Origin of the sequence: Xylophilus sp. GW821-FHT01B05, assembly GCA_038961845.1 — a bacterium.
Taxonomy (GTDB): domain Bacteria; phylum Pseudomonadota; class Gammaproteobacteria; order Burkholderiales; family Burkholderiaceae_C; genus Xylophilus.
Genome location: CP152408.1, coordinates 4,358,334 through 4,373,629 on the forward strand (window position 1 = coordinate 4,358,334; position 15,296 = coordinate 4,373,629).

Below are 15,296 nucleotides of genomic sequence, written 5' to 3' on the forward strand. Positions count from 1 at the left end.
GCAAGCGGGCCTTTTGGGGAAAGGTGGATTTTAGGCGATCAGCCGGCTGCGGGCCTCGGCGTACTCGCGGCGCAGGCGCGCAATCAGCTCGGCGGCGGGCAGCACTTCATTGATGGCGCCAATGCCCTGGCCGCAGCCCCAGATGTCTTTCCAGGCCTTCTTGGCATCGCCGCCGAAGTTCATCTTGCTCGGGTCGCTCTCAGGCAAATTCTCAGGGTCCAGGCCAGCGGCGCGAATCGAGGGCGCCAGGTAGTTGCCGTGCACGCCGGTGAACAGGTTGCTGTAGATGACGTCGTCCGAGTTGCCGTCGACGATGGCCTGCTTGTAGGCCTCGCTGGCGCGCGCCTCTGCCGTCGCGATGAAGGCCGAGCCGATGTAGGCAAAGTCCGCGCCCATGGCCTGCGCTGCCAGCACCGCGCCGCCGGTGGCAATGGCGCCCGACAGCGCCACCGGGCCGTCAAACCACTGGCGGATTTCCTGGATCAGCGCAAACGGGCTCTTCACGCCCGCATGGCCGCCGGCGCCCGCAGCCACCGCGATCAGGCCGTCGGCGCCCTTCTCTATGGCCTTGCGCGCAAACTTGTTGTTGATGATGTCGTGCAGCACCACGCCGCCATAGCTGTGCGCGGCGGCGTTGATGTCTTCGCGCGCGCCCAGCGAGGTGATCAGGATCGGCACCTTGTACTTCACGCACAGTTCCATGTCGTGCTCCAGCCGGTCGTTGGACTTGTGCACGATCTGGTTGATGGCAAAGGGCGCGGCGGGCTGGTCGGGGTGCGCCTTGTCCCAGGCTGCCAGGGTCTCGGTGATCTCGGCCAGCCAGTCTTCCAACTGCGCGGCCGGGCGCGCATTGAGCGCGGGCATGGAGCCCACCACGCCCGCGGTGCACTGGGCAATGACCAGTTGGGGATTGCTGACGATGAACAGCGGCGAGCCGATGATGGGCAGCGGCAGGCGGTCGAGCGGCGATGGAAGTCTGGACATGGCGTGGCGACAGTTTTTAGATAAAAAGTGGCTGAAATCGGCTACCGACTAGGGCACTTAGCTATTATTTAAGTAGCAAATCAGAAAGCTTCAAGTGCCAGGGCGGTCACGCTGCCGGCGCCGTCGACGATGCTGTCGCGCAGCCCCGGCGCGCGCGCCAGGATGTGGCCGGCGTAGAAGCGCGCAGTGGTGATCTTGGCCTGCATGAAGGCCGCATCGCTATCCCGCGCGAGACAGTCCTCGGCCACCAGCAGCGAACGCGCCAGCTGCCAGCCCGCCACCAGGTTGCCGGCCAGCATCAGGTAAGGCACGGAGCCGGCAAAGACCGCATTCGGGTCAGTCCGGGAGCCAGCCACGACAAAGTCCACCACGTCGATGAAAGCCAGGCGCACGGCCTTGAGCCCGCGCAGCACCTCAAGTGCGGCATCGCTGCCACGCTGTGCCAGTTCGGCCTCGGTGGCCTCGATCTGCGCTGCGATCGCCTTGGCGGTGCGGCCGCCGTCGCGGCCGGTTTTGCGGCCAACCAGGTCATTGGCCTGGATGGCCGTTGTGCCCTCGTAGATGGTCAGGATCTTGGCGTCGCGGTAGTACTGCGCGGCGCCGGTCTCTTCGATAAAGCCCATGCCGCCATGCACCTGCACGCCGAGCGAGGTGACCTCCAGGCTCATCTCGGTGCTGTAGCCCTTGACCAGCGGCACCAGGAACTCATAGAAGGCCTGGTTCTGGGCGCGCGCATCGGCGTCGGGGCCATGGTGCGCGGCGTCATAGGCCGCCGCCGCCACGGCCGCCATGGCGCGACAGCCTTCGGTGAAGGCACGCATGGTCATCAGCATGCGACGCACGTCGGGGTGGTGGATGATGGGCGCGCTGTGCGGCAGCGAGCCATCCACCGGCCGGCTCTGCACGCGGTCGCGCGCATAGGCCACGGCGCGCTGGTAGGCGCGCTCAGCCACGGCAATGCCCTGCACGCCGACGGCATAGCGCGCGGCGTTCATCATGATGAACATGTACTCCAGGCCGCGGTTCTCTTCGCCCACCAAAAAGCCCAGCGCCCCGCCCGTATCGCCAAACTGCAGCACCGCCGTGGGCGAGGCCTTGATGCCCATCTTGTGCTCGATGGAGACGCACTGCACATCGTTGCGCGCGCCCAGGCTGCCATCGGCATTGACCAGAAACTTTGGCACCACGAACAGGCTGATGCCCTTCACGCCCTCTGGCGCACCGGCGACACGCGCCAGCACCAGGTGCACGATGTTCTCCGCCATGTCGTGATCACCATAGGTGATGAAGATCTTGGTGCCAAAGACCTTGTAGCTGCCATCCGGCTGCGGCTCGGCGCGCGTGCGCACCAGCGACAGGTCGCTGCCGGCCTGCGGCTCGGTCAGGTTCATGGTGCCGGTCCATTGGCCGCTCACCAGCTTCTCCAGGTAGGTGGCCTTGAGCGCGTCGCTGCCGGCGGTCAGCAGCGCCTCGATGGCGCCGTCGGACAGCAGCGGGCACAGCGCAAAGCTCAGGTTGGCAGAGTTGAGCATCTCGCCGCAGGCCGCGCCAATGGTCTTGGGCAAGCCCTGGCCACCAAAATCCACCGGATGCTGCAGGCCCTGCCAGCCGCCTTCGGCGTATTGGCGAAACGCCTCCTTGAAGCCGGGCGTGGTGGTGACTGCGCCGTCCTTCCAGCTCGACGGCTGCGTGTCACCCAACTGGTTCAGTGGCGCGACCACGTCCTGGGTGAAGCGCGCGCACTCTTCGAGCACGGCCTGTGCGGTGTCCAGGCCGGCATCCTCGAAGCCGGGCAGTTGGGCGATACGGTCGATGCGGGCCAGGTGCTCGATGTCGAACAGCATGTCCTTGAGGGGGGCGATGTAGCTCACGAAAGTGTTCCTGTGGTGGGGTCTCTTATTGCCGCAGTTGGCCGCTGCCCGCAACGATGGACAGATCAACGTAGCGCGAGCCGGTGTGCTCACCCGGGCGGAAGCTGATGACGTAGTCGCCCAGGTCGAAACGGTCCATGCTGTCGAGCGCCTTGACCAGGCTGTCGCGCGTGGGGTTGGCGCCGGCGCGCTTGACCGCCTCGGCCAGCACGCGGCCGTTGATATAGCCCTCCAGCATGGCGTGGCCGCCAGGAGTCGGGCTTTTTGACGCCTTCAGCGCCTGCTGGAAGTCGCGCACCAGGCGCGTGCTGAGCTTGGTCGGACTGGGCGTGACCTGCGCGATCGAGATGCCCGCAAGCTGCTCCTCGCCCAGCCGGCGCGAGAGCTGCTCCACATCGATGTCTGAACTCGCAAACAGCTGCGCCCCGCCACCATCCGAGCGATACAGCTCGACAAAACCGGCGCTGGCCGCGCCAGCCAGGATCAGGATCGCCTGCGGCCCCGCGGCCCGCAGCGCGGCCACGGCAGGCTGTACCTTGCTGGAATTGGGGGGCACGGTTGCCACAGCCACCAGCGTCAGCTTGCGGCGCGCCGCGCTGTCTGTGAGCAAAGTGCGCACGGCCTGGGCTTGGGCATCGTCTTCCATGAAGACGCCAAGCTTGCTGATGCCCAGCGTGGCCAGGTGCTGCATGATCTTGTCGACCTGCTCCGCCAGCCCGGCCCGCACGCTGTAGACCAGCGGCAGGTCACCGGCCAGTTGCGTGGCGCGGTAGCCGACCAGCGGCAGCTTCTCTTGCTCCAGCAGTCCGCTGGCGATCAGGTCGCCCACGCCGCGCGTGCCAAAGTAGCCCGCCAGCGCCAGCGGGCGCTGCTCGGCCACGTTGGCCCGCGTCAGGCTGACCGTGTCTTCCGGCCGGGAGCCGTCGTCCTTGGATACCAGCTTGAGCGTATTGCCCGCCGCCCCGCCAGCGGCGTTGAACTGGGCAAAGGCCAGTTGCAGCCCGGCCTCGTAGGCACGCCCCATCGGGGCCTGCACCCCGGTCAGGGGTGCGACCTGCAGCACCACCAGAGAGGCCGCCTGCACGGATGCCGCGGCCCAGGCGGCGCAAGCCCCCAGAAAAAAACCACGGGCCTTGCGGCCGGCATGGAGCGTTCGCATATTGGTCTCCTCCGCTTGCGGATGTCTGCTGCCATTTGCTGGTCTGGTGGCACACGCACCAGCCGCATTTTTTCTTCTTCTGCTGTCCCTTGAGACAGGAACGGCGCCCGAAGGCGCCGCTTGCTGCTTACAGAGCCTTGACCAGCTCCGGCACAGCCGTGAACAGGTCGGCCACCAGGCCGTAGTCGGCCACCGAGAAGATCGGAGCCTCTTCGTCCTTGTTGATCGCCACGATCACCTTGGAGTCCTTCATGCCGGCCAGATGCTGGATGGCGCCGGAGATGCCCACGGCCACATACAACTGCGGCGCGACGATCTTGCCGGTCTGGCCCACTTGCCAGTCGTTGGGGGCGTAGCCCGCATCAACTGCGGCACGGCTGGCACCCAGGCCGGCGCTGAGCTTGTCGGCCAGCGGCGTCATGACTTCATTGAACTTCTCGGCGCTGCCCAGGGCACGGCCACCGGAGACGATGATCTTGGCGGCGGTGAGTTCAGGGCGGTCGCTCTTGGTGACTTCGCGGCCCACAAAGCTGCTCTTGCCGCTGTCGGCAACGGCGTCGGTCTTCTCTACCGCAGCGCTGCCGCCTTCGGCTGCCGCCGGGTCGAAACCGGTGGTGCGCACGGTGATGACCTTGACCTTGTCGCTGCTTTGCACGGTGGCAATGGCGTTGCCGGCGTAGATCGGGCGCTCGAAGGTGTCGGCCGCGTCGACCTTGGTGATGTCGCTGATCTGGGCGACATCCAGCTTGGCAGCAACGCGCGGGGCCACGTTCTTGCCGCCGGCGGTGGCCGGGAACAGGATGTGGCTGTAGTTGCCGGCGATGGCCAATACTTGGGCCGCAACGTTCTCGGCCAGGCCATCGGCCAGGCTGGCGCCGTCGGCGAGGATGACCTTCTTCACGCCAGCGATCTTGGCAGCGGCGTCGGCCGCGGCCTGGGCGTTCTGGCCGGCAACCAGCACATGCACGTCTGCGTCGCAGGCCAGCGCGGCGGTGATGGTGTTGAGGGTAGAGGGCTTGATCGACTGGTGGTCGTGTTCAGCGATGACGAGTGCGCTCATGGTCAGATTACCTTGGCTTCGGTCTTGAGTTTTGCGACAAGGGTGGCAACGTCGGGCACCTTGATGCCGGCACCGCGCTTGGGCGGCTCGCTGACCTTGAGGGTCTTCAGGCGCGGATTGACGTCAACGCCGAGGTCCTCGGGCTTGACCGTGTCGAGCTGCTTCTTCTTGGCCTTCATGATGTTGGGCAAGGTGACGTAGCGCGGCTCGTTCAGGCGCAGGTCGGTCGTGATGATGGCCGGCAGCGTGAGGCTGAGGGTTTCCAGACCACCGTCGACTTCACGGGTGACGTTGACCTTGTCGCCAGCAACCTCAACCTTCGATGCGAAGGTGGCTTGCGGCAGGTCTGCCAAAGCCGCCAGCATCTGGCCGGTCTGGTTGGCGTCGTCATCGATGGCTTGCTTGCCGAGGATGACCAGGCCGGGCTGTTCCTTGTCGACCAGAGCCTTGAGCAGCTTGGCCACGGCCAGGGGTTGCAGCTCTGCGGTGGTCTCGACCAGGATGGCGCGGTCGGCGCCAATGGCCAGGGCGGTGCGCAGGGTTTCCTGGCACTTGGCGTCGCCGCAGCTCACTGCGATGACTTCAGTCACTACGCCCTTTTCCTTCAAACGCACCGCCTCTTCAATGGCGATCTCGTCGAACGGGTTCATGCTCATCTTCACGTTGGCAATGTCCACGCCCGTTTGATCGGATTTCACCCGAACCTTCACGTTGTAGTCCACCACCCGCTTCACGGGTACCAAAACCTTCATTGCTGCGGCTCCTTTGACAATGGTTGATAGCGCTCGGATCCGGTCAATTTTATGCCCAACAATTTTCGTTAAGCGTTCACTTAACCAAAAGCAGGGGCCGACCGGCTGTCGTGCCAGAGCCCATCGCAAGGCCCGTTAAAAGCACGACCGTTCGTTTTTTATTATAGAGAGGCGACTGCGGGCGGCGCTGGCGTCACATGCACCACACGCTGCGGATAAGGGATATTGATTCCCGCCGCCCGCAGCGATTCAAGAATGGCGATATTCACCGCCGAGCGCACATTGGCCTGCCCGTTGGACGGATCGTTGACCCACAGATTGAGTGTGAACAGCAGGCCATCCGGCGCGAAGCTCATCAGGTAGGCCACCGGCGCGGGCGTCTGCAGCACGCGCAACTGGGCCGCTGCGGCTTCGCTCAGCAGGCGCTGCACCAGGGCCACGTCGCTGTCGTAGCCCACCGTGATGTCGGTGGTGATGTTGAACTTGAGGTCGGCCTGCGACAGGTTCTCTACCCGCTGCGTGATGAAGGTCTCGTTCGGGATGATGGCCTCGCGCCCGTTGCCCGCGCGCACCAGGGTGTAGCGGGTCTTGATGTCGGTGACGCGGCCTTCGAAGGTGTCTATTCTGATGTTGTCGCCAATGCGCAGCGAGCGCTCCAGCAGGATCACAAAGCCGCTGATGTAGTTGGAGGCCAGCTTCTGCAACCCAAAGCCCAGGCCCACGCCAATGGCGCCGCCAAACACCGAGAGCGCCGTCAGGTCCACCCCCACGATGGACAGCACGAACAGCATGCCCACCAGCAGCAGCACCGCCCGCGTCACATTGGCCGCCACCTTGCGCAGCGACAGATCGCTGACCGCGCTGCGCAGGATGCGGCGCTCGAACGCGGACGATATCCAGAGCGTGACCACCAGCATCAGCCCGGCAGAGAGCGCGCCCTCCAGCAGAGTGCGCAGGTCCACCCGGGTTTTGCCGAAACTCAGCGTGATCGACTCAAGCTGGCCCAGCACCGCCGGCAACAGGCCCACGGCCCACAGCACCGCCACGATCCAGGCGCCCCACGATACAAAGCGCTCGACCAGGCGCGAGGCCGACGACTGCGGGAACACAGACACCAGCACCCGCGCGCACAAGCGCACCACCACCAGTGACATCAGCACCGGCACCGCGATGCGCAGCACGAACAGCGGCAGGTACAGCGCCACCACCTGCCCGGCCGCGTAGACCAGCACCAACGCCAGCAGCGGGAACAGCACGCCGTCCACGATGCGCTGACCAAACCAGACCGAATTCGCGTCTGGCTGCCGATCACGCCCGAACCAGCGCGCCACGCCATAGGCCAGCGCCACGCAGGCCGCCACCAGCAACAGGCCCAGCCAGGGGTTGGAGCCGTGAAAATCGGCCAGCAGTTGTTGCAATGCCTCCATCAAACCTCCGCCAGCACCCGCAGGTGCGCCTCAACACTGCGCGCCAGCGCATCCAGGTGGTAGCCGCCTTCCAGGCAAGACACGATGCGCCCGCGCGCAAAGCGCCGCGCCACATCCTTCATACGCTCGGTGATCCAGGCAAAGTCTTGTTCGGTCAGGCCGAGCCGGCCCAGATCGTCCTCGCGGTGGGCATCGAAGCCAGCGCTGATGAACAGCATCTCGGGGCGGAATGCCTCCAGCCGCGGCATCCACATCATCTCGATCAGCTCGCGTACATCCATGCCCCGCGTATAGGCCGCTATCGGCAGGTTCAGCATATTGGGCGCCGGGTTCTCGGTGCCGCTGAAGGGGTAGAACGGGTGCTGGAAGAAACCCACCATCAGCACCCGCTCGTCGCCGGCACAGATGTTCTCGGTGCCGTTGCCGTGGTGCACGTCGAAGTCGACGATGGCCACGCGCTTCAGGCCATGCACCTCCAGCGCATGGCGCGCGGCCAGCGCCACGTTGTTGAAGAAGCAGAAGCCCATGGCGCGGTCGCGCTCGGCATGGTGGCCGGGCGGGCGCACCGCGCAGAAGGCATTGGCCAGCTCGCCCGCGATCACCGCGTCGGTCGCGGCCACGGCCGCGCCGGCGGCGCGCAGCGCGGCGTTCCAGGTGTAAGGGTTAAGGCTGGTGTCGGGGTCGATCGCGGCATGCGCCGGGCCGCCCGCTGCTATATCCTCGACCAGCCGCGCGGTCATGCCCTGCAGCCGGTCGATGTGGGTCGCCGAATGCGCGCGCAGCAGGTCGGCATGGCTGGCCAACGGCGCCTCGCACCGCTCCAGTGCATCGCCTACGCCGGTCAGCAGCAATCGGTCTTCGATGGCGTCCAGGCGCGCCGGGCATTCGGGATGGTCTGCACCCATCTCATGCTGCCAGCAATCGCGATGGGTGAAGTAGCCGGTTTTATTCAAGGGGAGCCACTCCATGTCTCTTTTTCGGCTAACGTCCATGCCATGCAGATACAGCAAAAACTTGAGGCCTTGCTAAGCCAGCTTAACACGGTGATCGTGGGCAAACAGGCGCAGGTCCGCGACTGCGTGGCCTGCCTTTTGGCAGGCGGCCACCTGCTGATCGAGGACGTTCCAGGCGTTGGCAAGACCACACTGGCGCATGCGCTGTCGCGCACTTTTGGCCTGCAATTCTCACGCGTGCAGTTCACCGCCGACCTGATGCCGGGCGACCTGGTGGGCATCTCGGTCTACGAGCGTGGGCGCGAAGGCTTTGTGTTCCACCCCGGCCCGGTGTTCGCCCAGGTGCTGCTGGCCGACGAGATCAACCGCGCCAGCCCCAAGACCCAGAGTGCGCTGCTCGAAGCCATGGAAGAGAAGCAGGTCACGGTCGAGGGCGAGACCCGCGCCCTGCCCCACCCGTTCTTCGTGATTGCCACACAAAACCCGCACGACCAGTTGGGCACCTTCGAGCTGCCGGAGTCGCAGCTCGACCGCTTCCTGATGCGCATCTCGCTCGGCTACCCGGACCGCGCGGCCGAGCGCGTGCTGCTCGAAGGCGCGGACCGCCGCGACATGCTGGACCACCTGTTGCCGCTGCTGTCCACCGATGAGTTGGCGGCCATCCAGCAGCAGGTGCTGGCGGTACACGCCTCCGAGCCGCTGCTGGACTATGTGCAGGCACTACTGGCGGCCACGCGCTCGGGCCGCTGGTTCTTGCAGGGCTTGTCGCCTCGCGCCGGCCTGGCCTTGCTGCGCGCAGCCAAGGCGCAGGCCTTGCTGGCCGGGCGCGACTACGTTGCGCCGGACGATGTGCAGTCCATCCTGCCGCAGTGCACGGCGCACCGGCTGGTGCCGGTTGGCCAGGCCGGGCGCGGCGCGGTCGAGCAGGTGCGCGCCATGCTGGACGCAGTGCCGCTGCCCTGACATGAAGCTCTCCCCCAGGCTTGCCCACTACGTGTGGCCGCCAACCCCCTCACCGGGGGCAACACCAGCGGCCCGGCAAAGCCGGTTCCGCGGCGTTTCTGGGTTGGGCCGCGCCTGTGCCATGCGCTACGGGCCATGCCCAACGAGGCAGCACTGACATGGCGACTCCGACTGCATCCGTCACGCCGAGCCATACAGGCCGCATCAGCGGCTGGCTGGCCAACCGCCTGCCGCTCCAGGACACCCAGTTGCTGACGCAGAACAACGTCTACATCCTGCCCACGCGCGCCGGCCTGGCACTGGTGGCCACGCTGCTGGTGCTGCTGGTGGCCTCGATCAATTTCGAACTGAACCTGGGCTATCTGCTGACCTTTCTGCTGGCCGGTGCCGCGGCGGTGGGCATGTACCTGGGCCACGGCACGCTGCGCGGCACCACGCTGCACCTGGCGCCGCCCGAGCCGGCCTTTGCCGGCAGCGCTGCGGTGCTGGACATCCAGCTCTCCAGCGCGCGCGCCGCGCCGCGCCACGCGCTGGCCGTGGCCGTGCGCGGCAGCCAGGCCTATTCATGGACCGATGTACCCGGGGGCGGCATGGCCACGGTGCAGGTGTCCTTCGTGCCCCCCGGGCGCGGCCTGCATGCGGTGCCCATGCTCACCGCAGAGACGCGCTTCCCGCTGGGCACCTTCCGTGTCTGGACGGTCTGGCGCCCCGCTGCGCAGGTGCTGGTCTACCCCGCGCCAGAAACCCCCGCGCCGCCGCTGCCGACTGGCGCGTCCACCGCGGGTAACGCGCCGGTGCAGGCGCAGGCGCGCGGCCCGGGCGAGATCGATGGCCTGCGCGCCTACCAGCGCGGCGACCCGCTGCGCATGGTGGTCTGGAAGAAGGCAGCGCGCGCCATCGCTGCCGGCAGCGACGACCTGGTCAGCCGCGACACCCATCACACGCAGCAGCAGGACCTGTGGTTTGACCTGGCCCATACCGGCGCGCCCGCGCTGGAGCAGCGCCTGTCGCGCCTGTGCGCCTGGGTGCTGCAGGCCGAACGCCTGGGCGTGCCCTACGGCCTGCGCCTGCCCGGCGCCACGCTGCAGCCGGCGCAAGGCCCGGCGCACCAGCGGCAATGCCTGGAGGCACTGGCACGATGCTGACCGACAGCCCCCGCTCCTGGTTCACCCGCCTGGCCACGCTGCCACGTGACAGCCGCGACACGCTGTTTTTGCTGCTGGTCGTGGCCTGGGTGATCCTGCCGCAAGTCGGCAATCTGCCGGCCTGGGCCAGCGCCGTGGCCGCGCTGGCGCTGCTGTGGCGCGCGCGGCTGGCCTGGCGCTCGGCACCGCTGCCGGGCCGCTGGTGGCTGCTGGCCCTGCTGGTGATCTGCGTGGCGGCGACCTTGGCCACCTACCGCACCATCGCGGGCCGCGAGGCTGGCGTGACCCTGGTGGTGATGCTGCTGGCGCTCAAGACACTGGAGATGCGCGCCCGGCGCGACGCCATGGTGGTGTTCTTTCTTGGCTTCTTCACCATGCTGACCAGCTTCTTCGTCTCGCAGTCCCTGCCGACCGCGCTGGCCATGGTGGTGGCACTGCTGGGCCTGCTCACCGCCCTGGTGCAGGCGCACATGCCGGTAGGCCGCCCACCGCTGTCCGTGGCGGCAAAGACGGCAGTGCGCATGATGCTGCTGGGCGCGCCGATCATGCTGGCGCTGTTCCTGTTCTTTCCCCGGCTGGCACCGCTTTGGGGTGTGCCGGGCGACCCGTCGCGCGGCCGCAGCGGCTTGTCGGCCGACATGCGGGTGGGCACCATCGCGCAACTGGCGCTGGACGAGGGCGTGGCCATGCGCGTGCGCTTCGACACCCCGGATGGCAAGGCCCCACCGCAGCAGGATCTGTACTTTCGCGGCCCGGTGCTGGCCCGCTTCGATGGCCGCAACTGGCGCCCGCTGCAACAGCGTTTTGGCGACGGTGGCGCCTCACGCGCGCAACCGCCGGCCGCTCTGCAAGTGGCCGGCGCCCCGGTGCGCTACGAGGTCACGCTGGAGCCCAACGGCCATCCCTGGCTGCTGGTGCTGGACGCCGCGCCGCAAAAGCCCGAAGGCGTGCCTGCCGCCTATCTCACGCCCGACCTGCAATGGATAGGCAGCCGGCCCATCACCCAACTGCTGCGCTACCGGGCCGAGAGCTACCCGGACTTCCGCCACGGCCCGCTGCAGATGACGCCCGCGCTGCGCCCTTTCACCGAGCTGCCCGACGACTTCGACCCGCGCACCCATGCACTGGCCCGGCAGATGGTGGAGCAGGTGCGCGCCAGCGGTGCCGAAGGCCCCGCCGCCACGCGCGCGCTGGTGGCGGCCGCACTGGAGCGCCTGCGCACCGGCGGCTATGTCTACACGCTGGACCCCGGCATTTATGGCGACAACACCGCCGACCAGTTCTGGTTCGACACCAAGGCCGGTTTCTGCGAACACATCGCCTCGGCCTTCGTGGTGCTGATGCGTGCCATGGACATCCCGGCACGCATCGTCACCGGCTACCAGGGCGGCGAGCCCAACAACGTCGATGGCTACTGGACCGTGCGCCAAAGCGACGCCCACGCCTGGACCGAGGTCTGGGAAGCCGGCCAAGGCTGGGTACGGGTGGACCCGACCGCCTCCGTTGCCCCCAGCCGCATCGGCCAACTGCTGCGCCTGCAGGCACCACAGGGGGCATTCGCCCAGGCCTTTGGCACCGTCGTTGGCGCGGGGCTGGTGCAGCGCCTGCGCGCCACCTGGGAGGCCGTCAACAACGGCTGGAACCAGTGGGTGCTCAACTACACGCAAGACCGCCAGCTGAACCTGCTCAAGCGCCTGGGCATCAGCGCACCCGACTGGCAAGACCTGGTGCGCGTCCTCGCCCTGCTGCTGGCCACCGCCAGCCTGGTGGCCGTGGCCTGGGCCGCCACCCTGCGCCGCCGGCAAGACCCCTGGCTGCACCTGCTGGCCCGCGCACGGCGCCGGCTGGAGCGCGCCGGCCTGACGGCACTGGCAACCACACCACCGCGCACCCTGGCCACCCAGGTGACGCAGCGCTTTGGCGATGGCGGCCGGCCGCTCAGCGATTGGCTGCTGCGGCTGGAGGCGCAGCGCTATGCTGCCGCCGCCCCGGCCGCGCGCCGCGCCGCCCTGCGCGCGCTGCGGCGAGATTTTGCGCGCCTGCCCTGGCCCGCCGCGGTGCCGGCCCGGTCGCGGCTCCACGACCCTGCAACCTCCTGAGCTCGATGCCCCATACCCTCACCCGCCCGCTGCGCCTGGCCGCCCTGCTGCTGGCCGCCGGCATGGCCTGCGCCAGTGCCTATGCCCAGGCCGCCGGCCACACGACGGCCAAGCCCAAAGCCCAGCCCAAGCGCCCGGCCGCAGCCAGCGCGCCAGCGGCGCCTGCCGTCTACTACGCCAGCCGCGCCGAGGCCATGCGCTTTGCCGACGACCTGGCCGCACGCCGCGACCTCGACCGCGAATGGGTGCGCCAGGCCATCGGCCAGGCGCGCTTTCTGCCGAGCGTGCCGCGCCTGATGCTGCCGCCGCCTGCGGGCACGCCCAAGAACTGGCGCCTCTACCGCAGCCGCTTTGTCGAGCCGATCCGCATCCGCGCCGGCGTGCGCTTCTGGCAGCAGAACCAGGCCACCCTGGCCCGTGCCGAGCGCGAGTACGGCGTGCCGGCAGAAATCATCGTCGGCATCATCGGCGTGGAGACCATCTACGGCCAGCAGACCGGCACCTTCCGCGTGATGGACGCGCTGGCCACGCTGGCCTTTGATTTCCCCACCGGCCATCCACGCGCCAATGACCGCCGCGACTTCTTCCGCAGCGAACTGGAACAGTTCCTGAGCCTGGCCAACCGCAACAACATCGACCCGTTCGCGCTGCGCGGCAGCTATGCCGGCGCCATGGGCCTGCCGCAGTTCATGCCGTCGAGCTGGAACAAGTACGCGGTGGATTTCGACGGTGATGGCCGCATCGACCTGTTTGGCAGCCCAGCCGACGCCATTGGCTCGGTAGCCCACTACTTCCAGGCCTACGGCTGGAAGCCCGGCATGCCCGCGACCTACCCGGTGTCCTTTGATGCAGAACGCCTGGACCGCGAGGCGCTGCTGGCGCCCGACATCCTGCCGAGCTTCAGCGTGGCCTCTTTCACCGCCAAGGGCGCGGTGCTGGAAGGCGAAGCCCTGCAGCACACCGGCCCGCTGGCGCTGGTGGAGCTGCAGAACGGCAACGACGTGCCGAGCTACGTGGCCGGCACCGAGAACTTCTACGTGATCACGCGCTACAACTGGTCGAGTTATTACGCGATGGCGGTACTGGAGCTAGGCCAGGAAGTGGCCAAAGGCATGAAATAGCAGGCCACACCTGCGGCCTCTGGCAAAGCCAGATCCGCAGTGTTCTTGGCATCCGCCTCAGCGCGCTTTACTGCACCTGCGTCAGGTCCAACGCAGCGGTCAGATCGCCCATCGCCTTGCCACCATTCTTGACCAGCGCGGCGTCGCGCTGTGCCAGGCCGGGCAAGGTATCCAGGCCCCAGCGGCGGGTGATGAAGCGCAGCGTGGATGCCGTGTCGTACTGCGTGTGGTCGACCGCGCCATGCTTGGCCCAGGGCGAGACGATCAGTGCCGGGATACGCGTGCCCGGGCCCCAGGTATCGCCCTTGGGTACTTGCTTGTGGTCCCAGAAGCCGCCGTTTTCGTCATAGGTCACGACGATCAGCATGTTCTTCCACTGCGGACTGGCTTGCAGCTTGGCGATCACATCGGCGATGTGCGCGTCGCCATCGGCCACGTTGGCATAGCCGGCGTGCTGGTTCAGGTTGCCCTGCGGCTTGTAGAAGCTCACGGCCGGCAGCGTGCCAGCGGCGGCGTCCTGCAGGAACTGGCTGTCGAAGTCCTTCAGGTGGGCTGTGCGGTAGGCCGCAGTAGAGGTCTGGGTGGGATCCAGCTTGGCGTAGTAGTTGAACGGCTGGTGGTGGAACTGGAAGTTGGGCACCGGGCTGCCGAACTTGCGATCCGACAGGGCCGAAGTCAGCGTGGTGTTGTAGCCACCGGCATACCAGGCCCAGCTCACGCTCTTCTTGTCCAGCAGGTCGCCGATGGTGGTGGCGGTCTGCGGCGGCAGGGTGCTGGCCTTGCTCGGGTCGGCGGTCAGGTTGCTGGCGCCCGCAGCCGGTGCATTGCTGCTCGGCTGGTAGGGCGGCTGCATGGTGTTGACCGCGTAGAACTTGCCGTCGCCTGCGTAGTTCTTGGGCGTGATGGTGTTGCTGTTGACGAAGGTCGGCGGGCCGGCGATGGCCGACGCGGGCGAGTTGGCAGCCTGCGTCAGGCTGGTGAGGTAGTTGCCCGAGGCGTCCTGGTCCACCACGGAGATGGAGGTCTTGGCCACCGAGCTGTCGGCATTCGGATACTCCGGCGCGCAGGCGCAGACCAGGTACTGGTGGTTCAGGAAAGAGCCGCCAAACGCGCCCATGAAGAAGTTGTCGGCCAGCACGTACTGCTGCGCCAGCTTCCACAGCTTCATTGCGCTGCCGTCGTAGTAGCCCATGGTCAGGCCGCCCGAGTCAGCCCAGGCGGCGAACTTGTCGTTCTTGCCGCCGTTGATCTGCATCTGGTTCTCGTAGAAGCGGTGGTACAGGTCGCGCGTGATCACGTCCTGCCCCACCTTCACGCCCGTGCTTTGAAAGCCGGCGGCCGCGTCGATCTGGAACGGCTGGTTGTTCTGGTTGGCGGTGCTGCCTTCAGGCACGGTCACGGCCTGGCCCGAGGCCGTCACGCCACCCCAGACCTTGGGCAGCTTGGCCAGCACCGTGCTGGCCGCATCGCGGTCGGTCTGCGGCACATAGCTGCCGCTGGCCGTGGGGTTGACGCCCGGAATGCCGTCGGCGCCGGGGAACAGGCCGTACAGGTTGTCGAAGCCGCGGTTTTCCGCGTAGATCACGACGACGTTCTGGATGTCGCGCTGCAACAGGCTGTCGTAGGCGGTGCTGCCACCGTCACTGCCGCCGCAGGCGCTCAGGAAGGTTGACGCCGCCAGGGCGACGGGAACAAGTCGAAAAATGGGGTGCATGGTGGGGCTGCTGTTGTGATGGGTTTTGTGCAGCGTGCATTCTTGGAT

General features: G+C 67.3%; 12 protein-coding genes. 4 read left to right on the top strand and 8 right to left on the bottom strand.

Features of this window, described 5'->3' with window-relative positions; translation table 11 throughout:
- Window positions 1-30: 30 nt before the first annotated feature.
- The 7 genes from AAFF27_20325 to AAFF27_20355 form a co-directional block, all read right to left on the bottom strand.
- Window positions 31-984 carry a nitronate monooxygenase family protein gene (locus AAFF27_20325; GenBank protein ID XAH22344.1) on the bottom strand — a complete coding sequence of 318 codons (954 nt, stop codon included), beginning with the start codon at window positions 982-984 and terminating at the stop codon, window positions 31-33.
- Window positions 985-1,064: 80 nt separating this feature from the next.
- Complete coding sequence (locus AAFF27_20330; protein ID XAH22345.1) at window positions 1,065-2,855, bottom strand: acyl-CoA dehydrogenase; 1,791 nt, start codon at window positions 2,853-2,855, stop codon at window positions 1,065-1,067.
- Window positions 2,856-2,880: 25 nt separating this feature from the next.
- Window positions 2,881-4,014 carry an ABC transporter substrate-binding protein gene (locus tag AAFF27_20335; protein ID XAH22346.1) on the bottom strand — a complete coding sequence of 378 codons (1,134 nt, stop codon included), beginning with the start codon at window positions 4,012-4,014 and terminating at the stop codon, window positions 2,881-2,883.
- Window positions 4,015-4,141: 127 nt separating this feature from the next.
- Window positions 4,142-5,074: an electron transfer flavoprotein subunit alpha/FixB family protein gene (locus AAFF27_20340; GenBank protein XAH22347.1), complete on the bottom strand. Its 933-nt coding sequence runs from the start codon at window positions 5,072-5,074 to the stop codon at window positions 4,142-4,144.
- Between the two features lie 2 nt (window positions 5,075-5,076).
- Window positions 5,077-5,826: an electron transfer flavoprotein subunit beta/FixA family protein gene (locus AAFF27_20345; GenBank protein ID XAH22348.1), complete on the bottom strand. Its 750-nt coding sequence runs from the start codon at window positions 5,824-5,826 to the stop codon at window positions 5,077-5,079.
- 161 nt (window positions 5,827-5,987) lie between these two features.
- Entirely contained in the window at window positions 5,988-7,253 is a 1,266-nt protein-coding gene (locus AAFF27_20350) for a mechanosensitive ion channel domain-containing protein (GenBank protein XAH22349.1), read from the bottom strand.
- Window positions 7,253-8,206 carry a histone deacetylase family protein gene (locus AAFF27_20355; protein XAH22350.1) on the bottom strand — a complete coding sequence of 318 codons (954 nt, stop codon included), beginning with the start codon at window positions 8,204-8,206 and terminating at the stop codon, window positions 7,253-7,255. Before AAFF27_20355 ends, AAFF27_20350 begins: the two co-directional genes overlap by 1 nt.
- 42 nt (window positions 8,207-8,248) lie before the next feature.
- On the opposite strand from AAFF27_20355, the gene AAFF27_20360 reads away from it, so the two are divergent.
- The 4 genes from AAFF27_20360 to mltB all read left to right on the top strand — a co-directional run bounded on the left by AAFF27_20360 (window position 8,249) and on the right by mltB (window position 13,534).
- Window positions 8,249-9,169, top strand: a complete 921-nt coding sequence (locus tag AAFF27_20360; protein XAH22351.1) for a MoxR family ATPase — start codon at window positions 8,249-8,251, stop codon at window positions 9,167-9,169.
- Between the two features lie 158 nt (window positions 9,170-9,327).
- On the top strand, window positions 9,328-10,314 hold the full coding sequence (locus AAFF27_20365; GenBank protein ID XAH22352.1) for a DUF58 domain-containing protein: 987 nt from the start codon (window positions 9,328-9,330) through the stop codon (window positions 10,312-10,314).
- Window positions 10,308-12,413, top strand: a complete 2,106-nt coding sequence (locus AAFF27_20370; GenBank protein XAH22353.1) for a DUF3488 and transglutaminase-like domain-containing protein — start codon at window positions 10,308-10,310, stop codon at window positions 12,411-12,413. Before AAFF27_20365 ends, AAFF27_20370 begins: the two co-directional genes overlap by 7 nt.
- Before the next feature lie 62 nt (window positions 12,414-12,475).
- Window positions 12,476-13,534, top strand: a complete 1,059-nt coding sequence (gene mltB / locus AAFF27_20375; protein ID XAH26277.1) for a lytic murein transglycosylase B — start codon at window positions 12,476-12,478, stop codon at window positions 13,532-13,534.
- A gap of 67 nt (window positions 13,535-13,601) precedes the next feature.
- Here mltB and acpA read toward each other — a convergent pair whose 3' ends face one another.
- Entirely contained in the window at window positions 13,602-15,248 is a 1,647-nt protein-coding gene (gene acpA, locus AAFF27_20380) for an acid phosphatase (GenBank protein XAH22354.1), read from the bottom strand.
- Window positions 15,249-15,296: the final 48 nt, after the last annotated feature.

What these genes read in the sequence shown, in the direction of transcription:
- AAFF27_20325 (XAH22344.1), bottom strand. Translation starts at nt 984, where the DNA reads ATGTCCAGACTTCCATCGCCGCTCGACCGCCTGCCGCTGCCCATCATC.
- AAFF27_20335 (XAH22346.1), bottom strand. Translation starts at nt 4,014, where the DNA reads ATGCGAACGCTCCATGCCGGCCGCAAGGCCCGTGGTTTTTTTCTGGGG.
- AAFF27_20340 (XAH22347.1), bottom strand. Translation starts at nt 5,074, where the DNA reads ATGAGCGCACTCGTCATCGCTGAACACGACCACCAGTCGATCAAGCCC.
- AAFF27_20345 (XAH22348.1), bottom strand. Translation starts at nt 5,826, where the DNA reads ATGAAGGTTTTGGTACCCGTGAAGCGGGTGGTGGACTACAACGTGAAG.
- AAFF27_20350 (XAH22349.1), bottom strand. Translation starts at nt 7,253, where the DNA reads ATGGAGGCATTGCAACAACTGCTGGCCGATTTTCACGGCTCCAACCCC.
- AAFF27_20360 (XAH22351.1), top strand. Translation starts at nt 8,249, where the DNA reads ATGCAGATACAGCAAAAACTTGAGGCCTTGCTAAGCCAGCTTAACACG.
- AAFF27_20365 (XAH22352.1), top strand. Translation starts at nt 9,328, where the DNA reads ATGGCGACTCCGACTGCATCCGTCACGCCGAGCCATACAGGCCGCATC.
- AAFF27_20370 (XAH22353.1), top strand. Translation starts at nt 10,308, where the DNA reads ATGCTGACCGACAGCCCCCGCTCCTGGTTCACCCGCCTGGCCACGCTG.
- mltB (XAH26277.1), top strand. Translation starts at nt 12,476, where the DNA reads ATGGCCTGCGCCAGTGCCTATGCCCAGGCCGCCGGCCACACGACGGCC.
- acpA (XAH22354.1), bottom strand. Translation starts at nt 15,248, where the DNA reads ATGCACCCCATTTTTCGACTTGTTCCCGTCGCCCTGGCGGCGTCAACC.